This window comes from Tepidanaerobacter sp. EBM-38, assembly GCA_001896545.1.
GTDB lineage: Bacteria > Bacillota > Thermosediminibacteria > Thermosediminibacterales > Tepidanaerobacteraceae > Tepidanaerobacter.
In genome coordinates this window covers 1-14,639 of the sequence record MPOT01000063.1, presented here as the reverse complement: position 1 = coordinate 14,639, position 14,639 = coordinate 1, and the positions used below count along the sequence as shown (strand labels likewise).

The 14,639-nt window shown below is 40.9% G+C and carries 12 protein-coding genes, 1 pseudogene and 2 riboswitches; of the genes and pseudogenes, 7 read left to right on the top strand and 6 right to left on the bottom strand.

Annotation, left to right across the window (positions count from 1 at the left end):
• The first annotated feature begins 124 nt into the window (after positions 1–124).
• Positions 125–685, top strand: coding sequence for a sigma-70 family RNA polymerase sigma factor (locus tag BUC45_RS07500; protein ID WP_296971337.1), 561 nt, complete (start codon positions 125–127; stop codon positions 683–685).
• Positions 686–687: 2 nt separating this feature from the next.
• On the top strand, positions 688–1,662 hold the full coding sequence (locus BUC45_RS07495; RefSeq protein WP_296971335.1) for a DUF4367 domain-containing protein: 975 nt from the start codon (positions 688–690) through the stop codon (positions 1,660–1,662).
• Positions 1,663–1,843: 181 nt separating this feature from the next.
• On the opposite strand, the gene BUC45_RS07490 is transcribed toward BUC45_RS07495, so the two are convergent.
• The 5 genes from BUC45_RS07490 to ribD form a co-directional block, all read right to left on the bottom strand.
• Positions 1,844–5,128 (bottom strand): family 10 glycosylhydrolase, encoded by a 3,285-nt coding sequence (locus BUC45_RS07490; protein WP_296971334.1) that lies wholly within the window; start codon positions 5,126–5,128, stop codon positions 1,844–1,846.
• Positions 5,129–5,619: 491 nt separating this feature from the next.
• Positions 5,620–6,090, bottom strand: coding sequence for a 6,7-dimethyl-8-ribityllumazine synthase (ribE, locus tag BUC45_RS07485; protein WP_296971332.1), 471 nt, complete (start codon positions 6,088–6,090; stop codon positions 5,620–5,622).
• 21 nt (positions 6,091–6,111) lie between these two features.
• Positions 6,112–7,314, bottom strand: coding sequence for a bifunctional 3,4-dihydroxy-2-butanone-4-phosphate synthase/GTP cyclohydrolase II (locus tag BUC45_RS07480; RefSeq protein WP_296971330.1), 1,203 nt, complete (start codon positions 7,312–7,314; stop codon positions 6,112–6,114).
• A 20-nt stretch (positions 7,315–7,334) separates the two neighbouring features.
• The gene (locus tag BUC45_RS07475; protein ID WP_296971328.1) at positions 7,335–7,973 is read right to left on the bottom strand and encodes a riboflavin synthase; all 639 of its coding nucleotides are present in this window, start codon (positions 7,971–7,973) and stop codon (positions 7,335–7,337) included.
• Between the two features lie 14 nt (positions 7,974–7,987).
• Positions 7,988–9,070 (bottom strand): bifunctional diaminohydroxyphosphoribosylaminopyrimidine deaminase/5-amino-6-(5-phosphoribosylamino)uracil reductase RibD, encoded by a 1,083-nt coding sequence (gene ribD / locus BUC45_RS07470; RefSeq protein WP_296971324.1) that lies wholly within the window; start codon positions 9,068–9,070, stop codon positions 7,988–7,990.
• A 79-nt stretch (positions 9,071–9,149) separates the two neighbouring features.
• Positions 9,150–9,281: riboswitch (FMN riboswitch) on the bottom strand.
• A gap of 151 nt (positions 9,282–9,432) precedes the next feature.
• Positions 9,433–9,530: riboswitch (TPP riboswitch) on the top strand.
• A 59-nt stretch (positions 9,531–9,589) separates the two neighbouring features.
• Between ribD and thiD the strand changes: the two genes are divergently transcribed.
• Genes thiD through BUC45_RS07445 form a run of 5 tightly spaced genes read left to right on the top strand, consistent with a single transcriptional unit; the run spans position 9,590 to position 13,837 of the window.
• The gene (gene thiD / locus BUC45_RS07465) at positions 9,590–10,411 is read left to right on the top strand and encodes a bifunctional hydroxymethylpyrimidine kinase/phosphomethylpyrimidine kinase (protein WP_296971323.1); all 822 of its coding nucleotides are present in this window, start codon (positions 9,590–9,592) and stop codon (positions 10,409–10,411) included.
• On the top strand, positions 10,401–11,717 hold the full coding sequence (gene thiC / locus BUC45_RS07460; RefSeq protein WP_296971321.1) for a phosphomethylpyrimidine synthase ThiC: 1,317 nt from the start codon (positions 10,401–10,403) through the stop codon (positions 11,715–11,717). Before thiD ends, thiC begins: the two co-directional genes overlap by 11 nt.
• A gap of 18 nt (positions 11,718–11,735) precedes the next feature.
• Positions 11,736–12,566, top strand: coding sequence for a hydroxyethylthiazole kinase (gene thiM / locus BUC45_RS07455; protein WP_296971319.1), 831 nt, complete (start codon positions 11,736–11,738; stop codon positions 12,564–12,566).
• The gene (gene thiE / locus BUC45_RS07450) at positions 12,556–13,194 is read left to right on the top strand and encodes a thiamine phosphate synthase (protein WP_296971317.1); all 639 of its coding nucleotides are present in this window, start codon (positions 12,556–12,558) and stop codon (positions 13,192–13,194) included. The genes thiM and thiE overlap by 11 nt, the downstream gene beginning before the upstream one ends.
• Position 13,195: 1 nt before the next feature.
• Entirely contained in the window at positions 13,196–13,837 is a 642-nt protein-coding gene (locus tag BUC45_RS07445; RefSeq protein WP_296971316.1) for an HAD family phosphatase, read from the top strand.
• 81 nt (positions 13,838–13,918) lie between these two features.
• On the opposite strand, the pseudogene BUC45_RS07440 reads toward BUC45_RS07445, so the two are convergent.
• Positions 13,919–14,639 (bottom strand): annotated as a pseudogene (locus BUC45_RS07440) (sodium/panthothenate symporter); the annotation flags it as partial.

Here is a 14,639-nt window from a genome sequence, read left to right as displayed (position 1 = left end):
GAGTTGCAATCTTTGCCAACAAATTATTTTTCTTTTTGTAATGAAATTAAATATTATTCGTATTAACATATAGAAAGACTTACTTAGCTAAGTAAAAATTGATTGGGAGGAGGAGAACAAAAATTTGCCGAAGCTCGCTTTAATCGATGCACAATCTAAAAGAGAAATTCCGGAATTATTAGACATGGAAAAAGAATTTACCTATATTTTTGAAACTTATTACAAAAAGGTGTTTAATTTCGTATACTATCGAGTAAATCATTACTATACGGCAGAAGATTTAACCAGCCAAATATTTGAAAAAGTAATGATTAAGATAAATACCTATGATGAAACTAAATCTCCTTTCGAAGTATGGCTATTTGCTATAGCCAGAAATACAGTAAATGATTATTTCAGGAACCTGCAAAACCGTAAATTCTTACCTATTGATTCAATCAAGAATTTAATATCAAAGAAAAAAACTCCTGAAGATATTGTGGAAATAGCTGAAACCAATGATGAACTTTTAAAGGCCCTAAGTATTTTAGATGAAAGAGAAAGAAGCATAGTAGCACTTAAATTCGGTGCAGGTTTAAAAAATGTAGAAATTTCAAAGGTGTTAGGTCTTACAGAAAACAATGTCGGGGTGATACTTTTTCGCACTATGAAGAAGTTGAAAAAAGAATTAGAAAGGATGGGATAATCTTGGAGAAAAAGAGACTTGAAGACATGTTTTCTACGGACATAGATGCTTATTTAAAGGGCATAAAGCGATTAGACAGTACGCAATCCGAAGAATACATTAAACTTTTGGAATTGGGTAAAACAATGGCAGATAAGGATTTTAGTAAGGACAGCGATAAACAAAAAGTCTTTGAAAGAGTTTTGAGAAATATTAATGAACAAAAAGGGAGAGAAGATACTTTGAAAAAGTCAAATAAAACTAAAAGTATTGTCACTAAAGTTGCGTCATTTGCGCTTGTATGTGTGTTGGGATTTTCCTTGATGCAAACATCTTTTGCCCAAGGAGTAGTTGACAAAATAGTAAGGACTATATCCCTTGGACATATAACAATTCTAGAAAGTGAACCTTCTGACATAAAATCAGTGCCTGTTCCTGATAAATTAAAAGGCAAGATTTTTGATAAGGATGGCAATCCATTAGAAGTGCTTTCAACCGAACATGCCGACGAAATATATACCGTTGATGGCGAAAGAATCGCTTACATTGATTCAGATGGAGATATAGTAACTAAAAGTGAGCACGAGAAGGCTAGGGCCGACGAGTGTCTGATAATAAAAGACCCCAACCAGTTAAATAATTATACCTGTTTTGATATCAAGCTTCCAAGTTATTTACCTGAAGGTTATAAATTTACAGAGGCAGAATTTTTTAAAGACGAAAATGGCGTCGTAGAAAATAGCAAAGTCGTAGGACTGTATTTTGCAAATGAAGAAACGGGGAAATTTATCTACATGCAGCAGAGAGTTGCTGAGGAAGACGCAGGATATGTGACAGGAGCCGATAAGGTTGAAGAATTGAAGATAAACGGTCAAGACGCCGTCCTGTATGGTGACAGTAATCTTGACTGGGAATATAATGGCGTAATTTATATGCTGGTAGGCAGAGGCGAAATCGCCAAAGATGAACTCATAAAAATTGCAGAATCTATAAAATAATAGATAGCTTAGACAAGTAATAATTAAGGACTGTTCCTTAAGTGTTAAATACATGGAACCGTCCTTAATTTTTTTCTAGGTGTATCCCAAAAAAGGCGATGTTAAGTTACATATACTCCTCCCTACCCCCTTGCAATTCTTGCGGGATACAATTTTGCAAACCATGCTGTAAAAAGCCCCATTAAGAAGCACTTGCCTTTGTTCTGATTGTTGTTTGATTGCTTCGGTATATCTTTTTTCCAAAAGCATCAAAACCGCGCGTTTCATAATAGTATATTGTATCAGGCTGCAGCCCTTCGTCTGTAAAGATTCCATCAAAATTTCCGGATATCTTTTTACCATTGCGATAAAGCGTATATCCTGCAATATTCGAATCAACTACCGCTGCGCCAAAGCTAAGGGTGGCTTGTGTATCGGTTACATCTGATGCGGTTAGTTTTCCGAAATCCGAACTTGCTACAACATCTTCATTGTTCTTATTTACTGTAAATCTTAGCTTGCTGTCGGCACCTTTTGATGTATCCAAATTAAAGGTATCCAAGATTTCAATTATGACTGTTGCTCTTCCTTTTTTGTTGATTCTAAGAACATCATCATCAATATCGGCTATTTGGGAGTCGCTGGTGGTTATCTTATATTGACTGCTGTCAAGATACATAACGGCAGAGCTGTTATCGCAAAATACGGCTTTCACCTTCAAAGGCGCTTCTTTTTTCTCCTTCAGCATCTTTACAGGTAATACTGCCTGAAATTCCCTGACTTTATGGTTTGCCATAAAACTATGATTTGAAATATGTTCTTCTAATATATTCAGTGCGGCATTAAGGTCTGCCTTGATTTTCGCTGCTACCTGCATGCTTAGAGTTTCATCGCTATCTATTATATCAATTAAATCTTCAATGTTATTTTTAATTGAACCTGCACTTTTTGCCGCATCTTTATCATTTTTAAAATCGACCTTAATATCCCTGACGAGTTCTTTATATTTCTGAGACTCCTCACTATTCATGCCGCCATATTTTAAATATATATCATTAATCTTTCTTAAAATATCGGAAAGCATAAGGCTTACGGACTGCTCGGCATCTTTGGTTGTAATTGCAGGATATCTGAACACGCCGAGTTTTAGCGCACTATCATAACCGCCGCTAAAAAGCGACTGAAGTTCAAAAATTCCCACACCATTTGCAGATGCGGCTCTTGCAGCTGCAATTTGCCTTAAAAGTATCTGTATATCAGGTTTTGTAGTTGTGGCAAGCCCCACGTTTACCTGTGCATGTCCTTTAGCAAAAGCCTGTGTTTTATTTATATCTTCGGCAACCGGCTGTTCGTAAAGATAATAGGACATAGGTATTATTATGTTAAGGTAATCCTGTGATGTCCAATCCTTTGGATTTTGAAATGTATCTATAATAGTCTTGTCATAATCCGGCCATACATCTGCGGATGTTTGAACATCTGGTTTTATAGACTTGACTTCCGAAATAATCCTGTATGCAAAGGAATTTATTATACCAACTCTAAAATCGCACCAATCCTCCCACAATTCATCCTCCACAGTCAATGATATAGGATCAGTACCGGCGTAATTTTTGAAAAGCTGCCGCGTGTATGAATCGTACCCAAAGTCATTAGAATAATCACCAGACTCCGGATATCTCATATAGTCAAACTGTATGCCGTCAATGTCATATTTTTTGACAAGCTCTTTATACATCCCTGATATGAAATCACGAACTTCGGGCAGAGCAGGATTCAGGTAATAATACTTGATTCCTGAACTGTCTTTAAAGTATCTATCACCCTGTCTGCTCTCAATCATCCATTCAGGCTTTTTCTGTGCTACATTCTGACCTGCCAAAAAATCCTCAACCCATGCATAAAGCTTTATTCCTCGGGCATGTGCCTCTGTAATATATGCTTGTAATACATCAAACCCATCATATATAGGATTATGTTCCATAATTTCATTATCAGTCGGGTATATGCTGTATCCATTCCAATATGTTTCAAGATAGACAGTGTTTATATTGATATCTTGCAGCATATCAAGACATTTTTTCACTTCATCGATGCTGGTTTCCCGGGGTCTGTGCCATACCGCCCTGTTTTCAACTTTTGGTGATTCAAATGTCATATAATAAGCCTTGTTTGCCTCATTTTGTATATCATTTACAGTTTGTATCAGCTCTCTGTACTCACTCTTATTTAATAGTTCATGCACTTTTTGCATTTGGGATTTTGTCAAATCAATTTTATTTTGTATTTCATCATAATCAATATCGGTATATTGTATTTTCGCCAAATCCAAACTGTCCTTAGCCGCTTTTATAGCAAGCTCGGCTGTATCGACATAAGAATCCGGTGTGAAAATAATCCTTAATTCCTGTTTCTCTTTATTCAATACCACTCTTGACCCTAAACAAGCGTAACTTTGTAGCCAATTTGCTCGGGTTCCGTGACCGGATATTACAAACCCGCCATCCGGGATTTGCAGATTGTTTCCGCCGACATTTATTATTTTACCGTCTTCTTGAACAGCCACTTCATAGCCGTATGGGTTTGTGCCAGTATAATCGCCGTAACTTGAGTCGTAGATTATTATCTGATCCGGACCGCGGAAACCATCGTATGGCTTGTCGTTTTTCTTGTCCCAAGCCAAGGGATTATCTTCAATAGACATGGGGTTAAACGCATCATATGTATTCTTGCCGGCACTGTAAAGTTTCATATTATCTGTCACGACTGTTACTTTATCACCAAGCTTGACACTTTCATGCAGCTTGTTATAGAAAGGATTCCCGGAATGTATGGATATAACTACCCCATTTGATGGTATGGGTGAGTTGTTGTCTACTATTACTCCGTCGTCATTTTTTATATCAGCTATATCACAAACAGCTCCATCCGCCACCGTCAATTCCATTCCCCACCCATTAGTCTTTGTAGACTCGCCATAGGACGAATCATATAATACGATGCGGCTTACACTTCTTTGTGAATTGACATCATCTATCGGTACAATCAAATTCCCTAGTTTAAAATATTTCTCAGGCAGAATAGGTACATCCAAATTTACAAGTGCTGCTTCCTCACCTATATTAACATTATTTACAAAATCGGCCTTCTCTCCTGCATAAGAAATAACATAGCCGTCCGGCGGGATATATGTACCTTTAGACCTATTGGTATTTTTATATGCTACTATATTATTTACAACTACAAACTCAACGACGCCATCAGCAAAAGGCTTTGTATATTCTCCAAAATTCCTGGTATAAATTGCAACTTTCTCTTGCTCTCGCTCTTTATCAACCAAATCTACAGAGCAAGCGGTGCCATTTTCAAAGACAATCTCCGGTGTGCTAGATGCCGCTATATCTATAGTGCTTGCTCCTGCGCCAAGTTGCATTATGAAGACAGCCACAATAAAAACGCATAATGAAATAATCTTGGTAACTTTCAAATTGTTTACTCCTTTCAGGTTTAGGGCAAGATATATTCTTATATATCAGTATGTATCAATTATAGCAGGTACCAGCAAAAAACCCAATGATTACTCCCTTATTAAAAATTGTTTTTTAGTAGCTATTCAGAGGTCTGTCGTTCCGATATTTGCTCATTCATTCTACTATTTACTGCTTCATTTTGCTATATATTGCCGTCATTCTGAACGCAGCGAAGAATCTTATTTAATCCTTACAAAGAGCCTTCACTACGTTCAGGATGACAAGTCGTTTTCAACCTCTGAATAGTAACCCTTTTTAATAATTTTTCAAGCTGGATCGTCATTTTTTGTAAAATATATTTGACTCATGTGATATATATTATAATACTTACAAGGGAAGTGGTCAGAATTTGATTCTTCGCATTAAATTAGCACATGTAAAGCGCAATTTGACCAAGCAGCACCTAGCAGATAATGATTTATTTAAGTAGAATTGACCTATCTTAACCTTAACAGTTAAACCGCTTTTTAAGATTGGCCATTTCGATGGCAGTAAGGGCTGCTTCGCTTCCCTTGTTTCCTGCTTTGGTTCCCGCTCTTTCGATAGCTTGTTCTAATGTATCAGTAGTTATAACTCCAAAGATAGTAGGCACCTGGGTTTGCAAAGACACTTGAGCCACACCTTTTGCAACTTCAGAAGATATATATTCAAAATGTGGCGTAGCTCCCCGTATTACGGCTCCAAGACATATAACCGCATCATACTTTTTGCTCTCGGCCATAAGTTTTGCAGCAAGTGGAATTTCAAATCCTCCCGGTACCCAAGCAATTTCAATATCTTCTTCTGCTGCACCATGGCGTATTAGTGTATCTTCGGCACCTTCCAACAGTTTTTTTGTAAAAAAGTCATTGAATCTGCTTACAACAATTCCAAACTTTAAGTTTTCAGCTATGAGTTTACCTTCGATTATTTTTGACATATAATATTCTCCTCTCCGTTTTTAGAGCCAGTGGCCCATTTTTTCCTTTTTTGTGGCCAAATATTTCATATTATATTCATTAGGTCTTATTTTTATAGGAACACATTCCGTAACAGTAAGACCGTAACCTGAAAGGCCGATAAGTTTCTTGGGATTATTGGTTAAAAGCCGCATTTTTCTCACACCTAAGTCCCTTAATATTTGAGCGCCTATGCCGTAATCTCTAAGGTCCGGCGCAAACCCCAGTTCTTCGTTGGCTTCTACTGTATCAAAACCTCTATCCTGCAAGCTATATGCTTTTATTTTATTGGCAAGACCTATGCCTCGTCCCTCCTGCCGCATGTATAGGAGTATGCCTTTACCTTCATGCCGAATCTGTTCTAACGCACTTTTTAATTGCAGGCCGCAGTCGCATCGGCGAGAGGCGAATACATCGCCTGTGAGGCATTCAGAATGGACCCTTACAAGGGGTGTATCTTTCTCGTTTATATCTCCCTTAACTAAAGCCACATGGCTTTCCTTTGTTATAATATCCTCGTAACAGTAAAGCCTAAAATGTCCGTAATCAGTAGGCAAATCTGTCTCAGCAATCTTTTCAACCAGCTTTTCTCTTGTTTTTCTATACTTTATCAGTTCTTCAATGGTAATAATCTTTATATTGTGCGTTTCCGAAAATTCCACAAGTTCAGGGAGCCTTGCCATTTTGCCATCGTCCTTCATAATCTCGCAAATAACCCCTGCCGGATAAAGACCTGCTAGATTCGCCATATCTACCGCAGCTTCGGTATGACCGGCCCTTCTCAGAACTCCACCGGGTTTTGCCGCAAGTGGAAAGATATGTCCCGGCCGCCGGAAATCTTCAGGCTTTGCTTTGACATAGGTCAGAGTTTTTGCAGTTAGGGCTCTGTCATATGCCGAAATTCCCGTTGAAGTATCAACATGGTCTACAGATACGGTAAAAGCCGTTCCCATATTGTCAGTATTTTTTTCTACCATAGGTGTCAGCTTTAATTGTTTGGCTCTTTCCTCAGTAATCGGTGCACAAATAAGCCCTTTGCCAAAAGTAGCCATGAAGTTTATATCTTCCGGGGTCACCATTTCAGCTGCCATCAAAAGGTCTCCCTCGTTTTCGCGATTTTCATCATCAACTACTATTATCATCCTCCCTGCACGAATGTCTTCAATAGCTTCTTCTATGGTATTAAAACTAAAAATATCCTCCAATCTAAACTCCTCCTATTGCATCAATATCCCATGGAAATAAGTTTTTCCATGGTCATTGTTTCATTGCATTGCTCTTGCTTTAAAAACTTTTCGATATATTTACCTATAATATCAGTTTCTATATTTACCAAATCGCCTGGCTTCTTATATCCAAGTGCAGTGCCGCTTAAAGTGGCAGGGATAATAGAAACCCCAAAACCTTCACTTCTTACCTCCTGCACCGTAAGGCTTATTCCATCAATAGCTACCGAGCCTTTTAAAACTATGTATTTTAAAAGCTCTTGTTTTGCAGCAATATGGATTGTAAAGAATTCATCACTCTTTTTAATTTCGCGGATAGCGCCCACCCCATCAATATGCCCTTGAACAATATGACCGTCTAACCTGCCTTGCGCCTTTAAAGCCCTTTCAAGATTTACCTTGCTTTTTGGCAGAAGTTTTCCTAAATTTGTGCTCTGTAAGGTCGCAGGCATTATATCAGCTGAAAATCCCGCTGCTTTTATATCTTTTACTGTAAGACATACACCATTTACCGCAATACTGTCACCGTGTTTAAGGCCATCAAGGATTTTCTTGCAGGAAATGTGCAGCATAGCTCCGCTGGTTTTATGCTGCAGATTGGATATCTCTCCAACTTCTTCTATAATTCCGGTAAACACTTAGCACCTTCCTTTCATTTTTTAGGATACATTGCGAGCATGACATCATCACCGACTTTTTCCACATCGTCAATATAAAAATCATATACATCTTTCATTTCCCTTAGAAAAAGATTTCCTACATAATCCTTGCCATCACCTCCGATAATCTTTGGCGAGATGAAAACTATTATTTTATCCAAAAACCCTTCTATAAGAAATGAAGTAAATACCTGGGCGCCTCCTTCCACCAAAATACTGTAAATTCCCTTATTGTAGAGAGCTTTCAGCAGTTCCTCAAGGTTTACTTTATCTTGAGATGTCGTTACGATTTCTACACCTATCTCCTCAAGTTTTTTCAAACGCCCTTTGTCAGCTTGTGCTGTAGTAGCTAAAACAACTTTGCCTTTGCCTTGCAAGAGTTTTGACTCGATGGGAATTACGGCTGATGAATCTAGGACTATCTTTACCGGACTTGCTGCGTTATTTGCCAGACGGCAGTCAAGGATCGGATCATCTGCTAAAACCGTCCCTATACCTACTAAAATACCATCATACATGCTTCTTATTTCATGGCCCCTTTTTCTGGCAGCATCACATGTTATCCATTTTGACTTTCCGGAAGATAAGGCAATCTTTCCATCAACGCTCTGAGCTACTTTTGCTACTACAAAGGGAGTTTGCTCGAAAATGTTTTTAATAAAAACTTCATTTAACTTAGATGCTTTATCCTTTAGAACACCTACTGAAACTTCTATTCCTGCATTTTGCAATTGTAAAAATCCCTTTCCGGCAACTTGTGGATTAGAATCTTGCATGGCTGCAACTACTCTTGCTATTTTTGCTTTTATCAGCGCATCAGTGCAAGGCGGTGTTTTCCCATAATGACAACAGGGTTCTAGATTTACATATAGTGTTGCTCCTTTTGCATCGAGTCCGGCTTCTTTTAGAGCCTCTATTTCGGCATGAGGTCCCCCTGCCTTTTTATGATAGCCTTCCCCTACAATTTTGCCGTCTTTTACGATAACTGCCCCTACCATGGGATTTTCTCCCGTTGTTTTTCTGCCCTTTTCTGCAAGCTCCAATGCCCTCTGCATAAAATACTCATCAGTTTCCATAAAATCCCTCGCTTTTTATGTAAAATAAAAATGCCCCGGAAAATACACTCTCCAGGGCAAATACACCTATAAAAATATAATGAACCTTCTTCCATCCAGACTATACTGTCGGCTTTGGATTTGCACCAAATCGGCTCCTCATCGGAGTTCGCGGGCTTACTCTCTCGAGCTTACCGCCGGTGGGGAATTTCACCCCGCCCTGAAGGTTATTGTTTTTAATTTTTTTGTTAAATTTTAGATTAATATATGAGTTATATTAACACATAAAGCTTATATTTTCAAGCGATTTTATTATTGAGCTTTTTGGCCTAAATGCAAACTATTGACAGAACCTTCATTAGGTGATACGGTACTAATAATAAAATAATTTGCGGGGGAACTCTATGAGTTGAGAAGGTAAAACCTGACCCTTTGAACCTGTCAGTTAACACTGGTGTAGGGAAGCAAAAATTTAGAGAAAAATGATGCTTGCCGAATTCAGCAAGCATTATTTTTTTATTCAGAAGGAAGGCATGAAAAATGAAAAAAGTTATATCTATCGCCGGATCTGATTGCAGTGGAGGTGCAGGCATTCAGGCCGATCTCAAAACCTTTGCTGCGCACGGTGTCTACGGCATGAGCGTAATTGTTTCTGTGGTAGCCGAAAATACATCCCGCGTCATAGGCGTCCATGACGTCTCGCCTGAAATTATCGAAAAGCAAATTGACGCCATTTTTGAGGATATTGGAACAGATGCAGTCAAAGTAGGTATGCTATCACAATCCGTTTGCATGAAAGCCGTTGCACGCAAACTCAGGGAGTACAGACCGCGAAACGTCGTGATCGACCCCGTCATGGTAGCCAAAAACGGCTGTCCCCTCATGCAGCCCAATTCAATGGACACTTTAATCTGCGAAATACTGCCACTTGCCGACTTGCTCACTCCGAATATACCCGAAGCCGAAAAAATAGCCGGTATGGCAATAAGCTCTATTGCAGACATGGAACGCGCGGCAAAGCAGATTGCCGGACTGGGAGCAAAAAATGTGCTGGTTAAAGGCGGCCATGCAGTGGGAGATGCTCTTGATATCCTCTTTGACGGGGCGAAGTTTTACCGTTTCAGTGCAGAGCGCATCGACACTAAAAACACGCATGGTACGGGCTGTACTTATTCTTCCGCAATCGCTTCTAATCTTGCCTTGGGCTTCGATTTAGAGGAAGCGGTCAAAAGAGCGAAGAACTATGTTACCGCAGCAATCCGGCATTCGCTGCCCATTGGAAAAGGTTGCGGGCCTACCAACCATTTTTACGATCTCTATCGAAATGGATTACAGAAGGAGGTTCAGTCAAATGAAGTATAAGACGCAAATGGAAGCTGCCCGTAACGGCATCGTTACGAAAGAGCTGGCACAAGTCGCAAATGACGAAGGAATGGCGGAGTCTGAGCTTTTAACGCTTGTGGCGTCGGGCCGGGTTGCAATCCCGGTAAACATCCGTCACAGCTCCCTGCACCCATATGGAATTGGAAGCGGACTACGGACAAAAATTAATGTCAATCTTGGAGTTTCCGGCGATTGCATAAACTACCATTCAGAGATGGAGAAGGTTAGGCTTGCGGAAAAGTTCGGTGCGGAAGCGATCATGGATTTGAGCAACTATGGCAAGACGCGGGAGTTCCGACAGAAGCTGATCGAAACATCCACTGCTATGATCGGAACTGTTCCGATTTACGATGCTATCGGGTATCTGGAAAGGGACTTGGAAGATATCACCGCACAGGATTTTTTGAAGGTTGTACTTTCCCACGCTGAGGAGGGCGTTGATTTTATGACGATTCATGCCGGCTTAAACCGTCGAGCCATAGAAATATTTATGCGCGAAAAGCGGCAGATGAATATTGTGTCGCGCGGGGGTTCCTTGCTGTTTGCGTGGATGAAGATGACGGGCAACGAAAATCCTTTCTATGAACACTACGACGAGTTGCTTGACATCCTGCGGGAATATGACGTAACCATCAGCCTTGGGGATGCGCTTCGCCCCGGCAGCATTGCGGATTCGACGGATGCTTCGCAGATAGCCGAACTTATAGAAATCGGAAACCTGACAAAACGGGCTTGGAGACGAGACGTGCAGGTATTGGTGGAAGGGCCAGGGCACATGGCCATGGATGAAATTGCAGCCAACATGAAACTTGAAAAAAGGCTATGTCATGATGCCCCATTTTACGTGCTTGGACCGCTCGTTACGGATATCGCACCAGGTTACGATCATATTACATCAGCTATCGGTGGTGCCATCGCGGCAGCAAACGGTGCGGATTTTCTGTGCTATGTGACCCCGGCAGAGCATTTGCGGCTTCCCAATCTCAACGACGTCAAGGAAGGGATCATTGCCTCAAAAATTGCGGCACACGCGGCGGACATCGCTAAGGGTGTGAAAGGAGCCCGTGAGCCTGATTACTGGATCAGTGAAGCTCGCAGAAAGCTCGATTGGGAAGAAACCTTTCGGCTTTCCCTTGATGAAGAAAAGGCAAAAGCATATTATGAAAGCGTTCCCCCGGAAGATCAACACAGTTGCTCCATGTGCGGCAAAATGTGTGCAGTACGCACTATGAACCGAATTCTAGACGAGCTGGACGTAGAACTGAACTATGCGAGAAAAAAATAAAGAAAGGGCAGAAAAACGATGGAAAAAGAATTAGTCAAACAAATCGGCAATATTTTGGAATCAATACGTCGTAAAAAACCACTGATTCATCATATCACGAATTATGTCACGGTCAACGACTGCGCCAATATCACTCTGGCTATTGGGGCGTCTCCGATCATGGCGGACGATATCGGCGAGGCGGAAGCCATCACTTCAATTTCCTCTGCACTGGTGCTGAATATAGGAACACTGAATGAAAGAACAATAAAATCCATGCTCGCCGCAGGGAAAAGGGCCAATGAAATAAAAATTCCCGTTGTATTCGATCCTGTCGGTGCAGGCGCGTCGGAACTACGCAGCAGAACAACGGAACGGATTTTGCATGAAGTCAGGATCAGCGTCTTGCGAGGCAATATGTCTGAAATCCGCTTTATTGCGGGACTTAATTCAACAACCAAAGGCGTTGACGCCTCCGACACGGATCAGCAGAGTGGGATAGAAGTGGGACGTTCCATCGCCGAGACGGTAGCGAAAAAATTCGGCTGCGTTGCGGCGATCACAGGTGCAACGGATTTCCTTTCGGATGGAAAGCGGACGATATTTCTTAATAATGGCACAAAACTGCTTTCCGATGTAACAGGTACGGGATGTATGTGTACTTCACTAGTTGGATCCTTCTGCGGAGCATCGGAGGATTACCTGTTTGCAGCGGCTGGCGGTGTGCTCTGTATGGGCGTTGCAGGTGAGATCGCCGCAGAAAAGACCAGAGAAACAGGCAATGGAAGTTTTCATATGGCACTCATCGATGCTGTAAGCGAAATGACCGTCGCGACTATCGAAGGGAAGGCGAAAATTCATGAAACCTGAAATTGATTATACCCTCTACCTGGTGACCGACCGTGGATTGATGAGTACCAGCACGCTGGAAGAAGCGGTTGAGCAGGCGATCAAAGGTGGTGCGACACTTGTTCAGCTCAGGGAAAAAAACGTATCCTCTCTTGAATTTTATAAAACTGCGGTAAAGATCAAGCAAATCACCGACAAGCACCATATTCCGCTGATCATTAACGACCGTGTTGACATCGCTTTGGCAGTTAATGCTGCAGGCGTACATGTCGGTCAGAGCGATTTGCCTGCACATAATGTCCGATCCGTAATCGGCAAGAATAAAATCTTGGGTGTTTCCGCTTCCACATTAGGGGAGGCAATTCGGGCGTGTGAGGACGGAGCGGATTATCTAGGTGTAGGAGCAATGTTTGCCACAGGAACAAAAACAGACGCAGAACTTGTTTCTATAGAAGAATTAATAAAAATCAGAGAAGCCGTAAAACTTCCTATCGTAGTGATTGGCGGCATCAATCAAAAGACCGTGCCTTTCTTTGACAAGACAGGTATCGACGGCATCGCGGTTGTATCGGCTCTAATCTCAGCAAAAGACATTACTGAAAAAGCAAAAGAACTGAAAAGGTTAGTATTGTATACACTGGAGGGATAGAATGTTGGATTTTAAAGCTGCCATTTTTGATCTTGACGGAACATTGCTTGATTCCATGGGTGTATGGGAAAAAATTGACATTGATTTTCTGGCAAAACGTCATTTATCTGTCCCTGAAAACTATATCAATGAAATCTGTGCTAGAAGCTTCAGGGAAGCAGCGATCTATACAATCACCCTGTTTGATCTCCAAGAAAATGTTGAAGATATTATCGACGAATGGAATCGTATGGCGATTGACGAGTACAGTAATCATGTCCAGCTAAAGCCTCATGCGAAAGAATATCTGCTGTTTCTAAAAGATCACGATGTCAAGCTCTGCACAGCCTCCGCACTCCCAAAAGTGCTTTATGAGCCAGTGCTCCGAAATAACGAGGTGTATTATCTTTTTGATGCGTTCGCTTCGACCGACGAGGTAACCCGTGGCAAAGAAAGCCCTGATATCTACTTGCTGGCGGCAAAAAAGTTAGGTATTGATCCACATGATTGCATCGCATTTGAAGATGTATTGCCTGGCATAAAAGGTATTATTGCGGCAGGGATGCAGGCTTGCGGTGTTTATGACAAATATTCCTCACATGAAAAAGAGAAAATCCGAAAACTATCCGATTGCTATATCTATGACTTTTCGGAAATAATGTAAAAACAAAATATTGGGCAGACCAATATAAGGATTTGCAAGCTAATTTAAGTTAGTCACACCAGCTAAGCTGGTGTGACTAACTTAAACTGATTCGTTTGGCTTTGATTTGCCCCAGAAAACTTCTATAACTTTCTTTGGAGGTTTTGGAGTTGCTAAACTTACAAAAACTGTGAGCAGGCCGGAAACAATAAGTCCCATTACAATCCCATGCATCCCCAGGTTAAATGGGATAATATTTCCTTGCACGAGAATGAAAGTGACCATACCACCTATCATGCCTGCTAAGGCGCCATATTCATTAGTGCGCCACCAGTAAAGTCCCAATAACATGGGCCAGAAAAAGGATGACGTTAAACCACCTATTGCAAATAGTATGAACCACTGTAATGCTGCCGGTGGGTTAATAGCTATTATTAACGGTATTAGCGCGGCAATTATCGTTGCTATTGTAGTTATTCTTTTTACTTTTTTGGGATCTTTGGTTGGTTTTATGGTTAAATACATGTCTCTTACTAAAGCTGAACTTATAACAATGATGACAGCTGCGATAGAGGACTGAATAGCAGCAGCTACCCCCGCCAATGTCAAGCCTGCCATCCATCCAGGCATTATATTTACTGATAAATAAGGAATTACATAGTCCGGTACATCTAAATTGGGAACCACGGCTCTTGCTAAGTTTCCTGCCCAAACGATCATAGCGCTCCATATAAACACTACAACTGCGCCTATTATCATGGCATTGTGCATACCTTTTGTATCTTTATACATTAGGCAACCCATAGCTCCATGCGGTTGACCT

What these genes read in the sequence shown, in the direction of transcription:
- thiD (WP_296971323.1), top strand. Translation starts at nt 9,590, where the DNA reads ATGAAAAAAGTTATATCTATCGCCGGATCTGATTGCAGTGGAGGTGCA.
- ribE (WP_296971332.1), bottom strand. Translation starts at nt 6,090, where the DNA reads ATGTCAAAAATAATCGAAGGTAAACTCATAGCTGAAAACTTAAAGTTT.
- thiM (WP_296971319.1), top strand. Translation starts at nt 11,736, where the DNA reads ATGGAAAAAGAATTAGTCAAACAAATCGGCAATATTTTGGAATCAATA.
- ribD (WP_296971324.1), bottom strand. Translation starts at nt 9,070, where the DNA reads ATGGAAACTGATGAGTATTTTATGCAGAGGGCATTGGAGCTTGCAGAA.
- thiE (WP_296971317.1), top strand. Translation starts at nt 12,556, where the DNA reads ATGAAACCTGAAATTGATTATACCCTCTACCTGGTGACCGACCGTGGA.
- BUC45_RS07445 (WP_296971316.1), top strand. Translation starts at nt 13,196, where the DNA reads ATGTTGGATTTTAAAGCTGCCATTTTTGATCTTGACGGAACATTGCTT.
- thiC (WP_296971321.1), top strand. Translation starts at nt 10,401, where the DNA reads ATGAAGTATAAGACGCAAATGGAAGCTGCCCGTAACGGCATCGTTACG.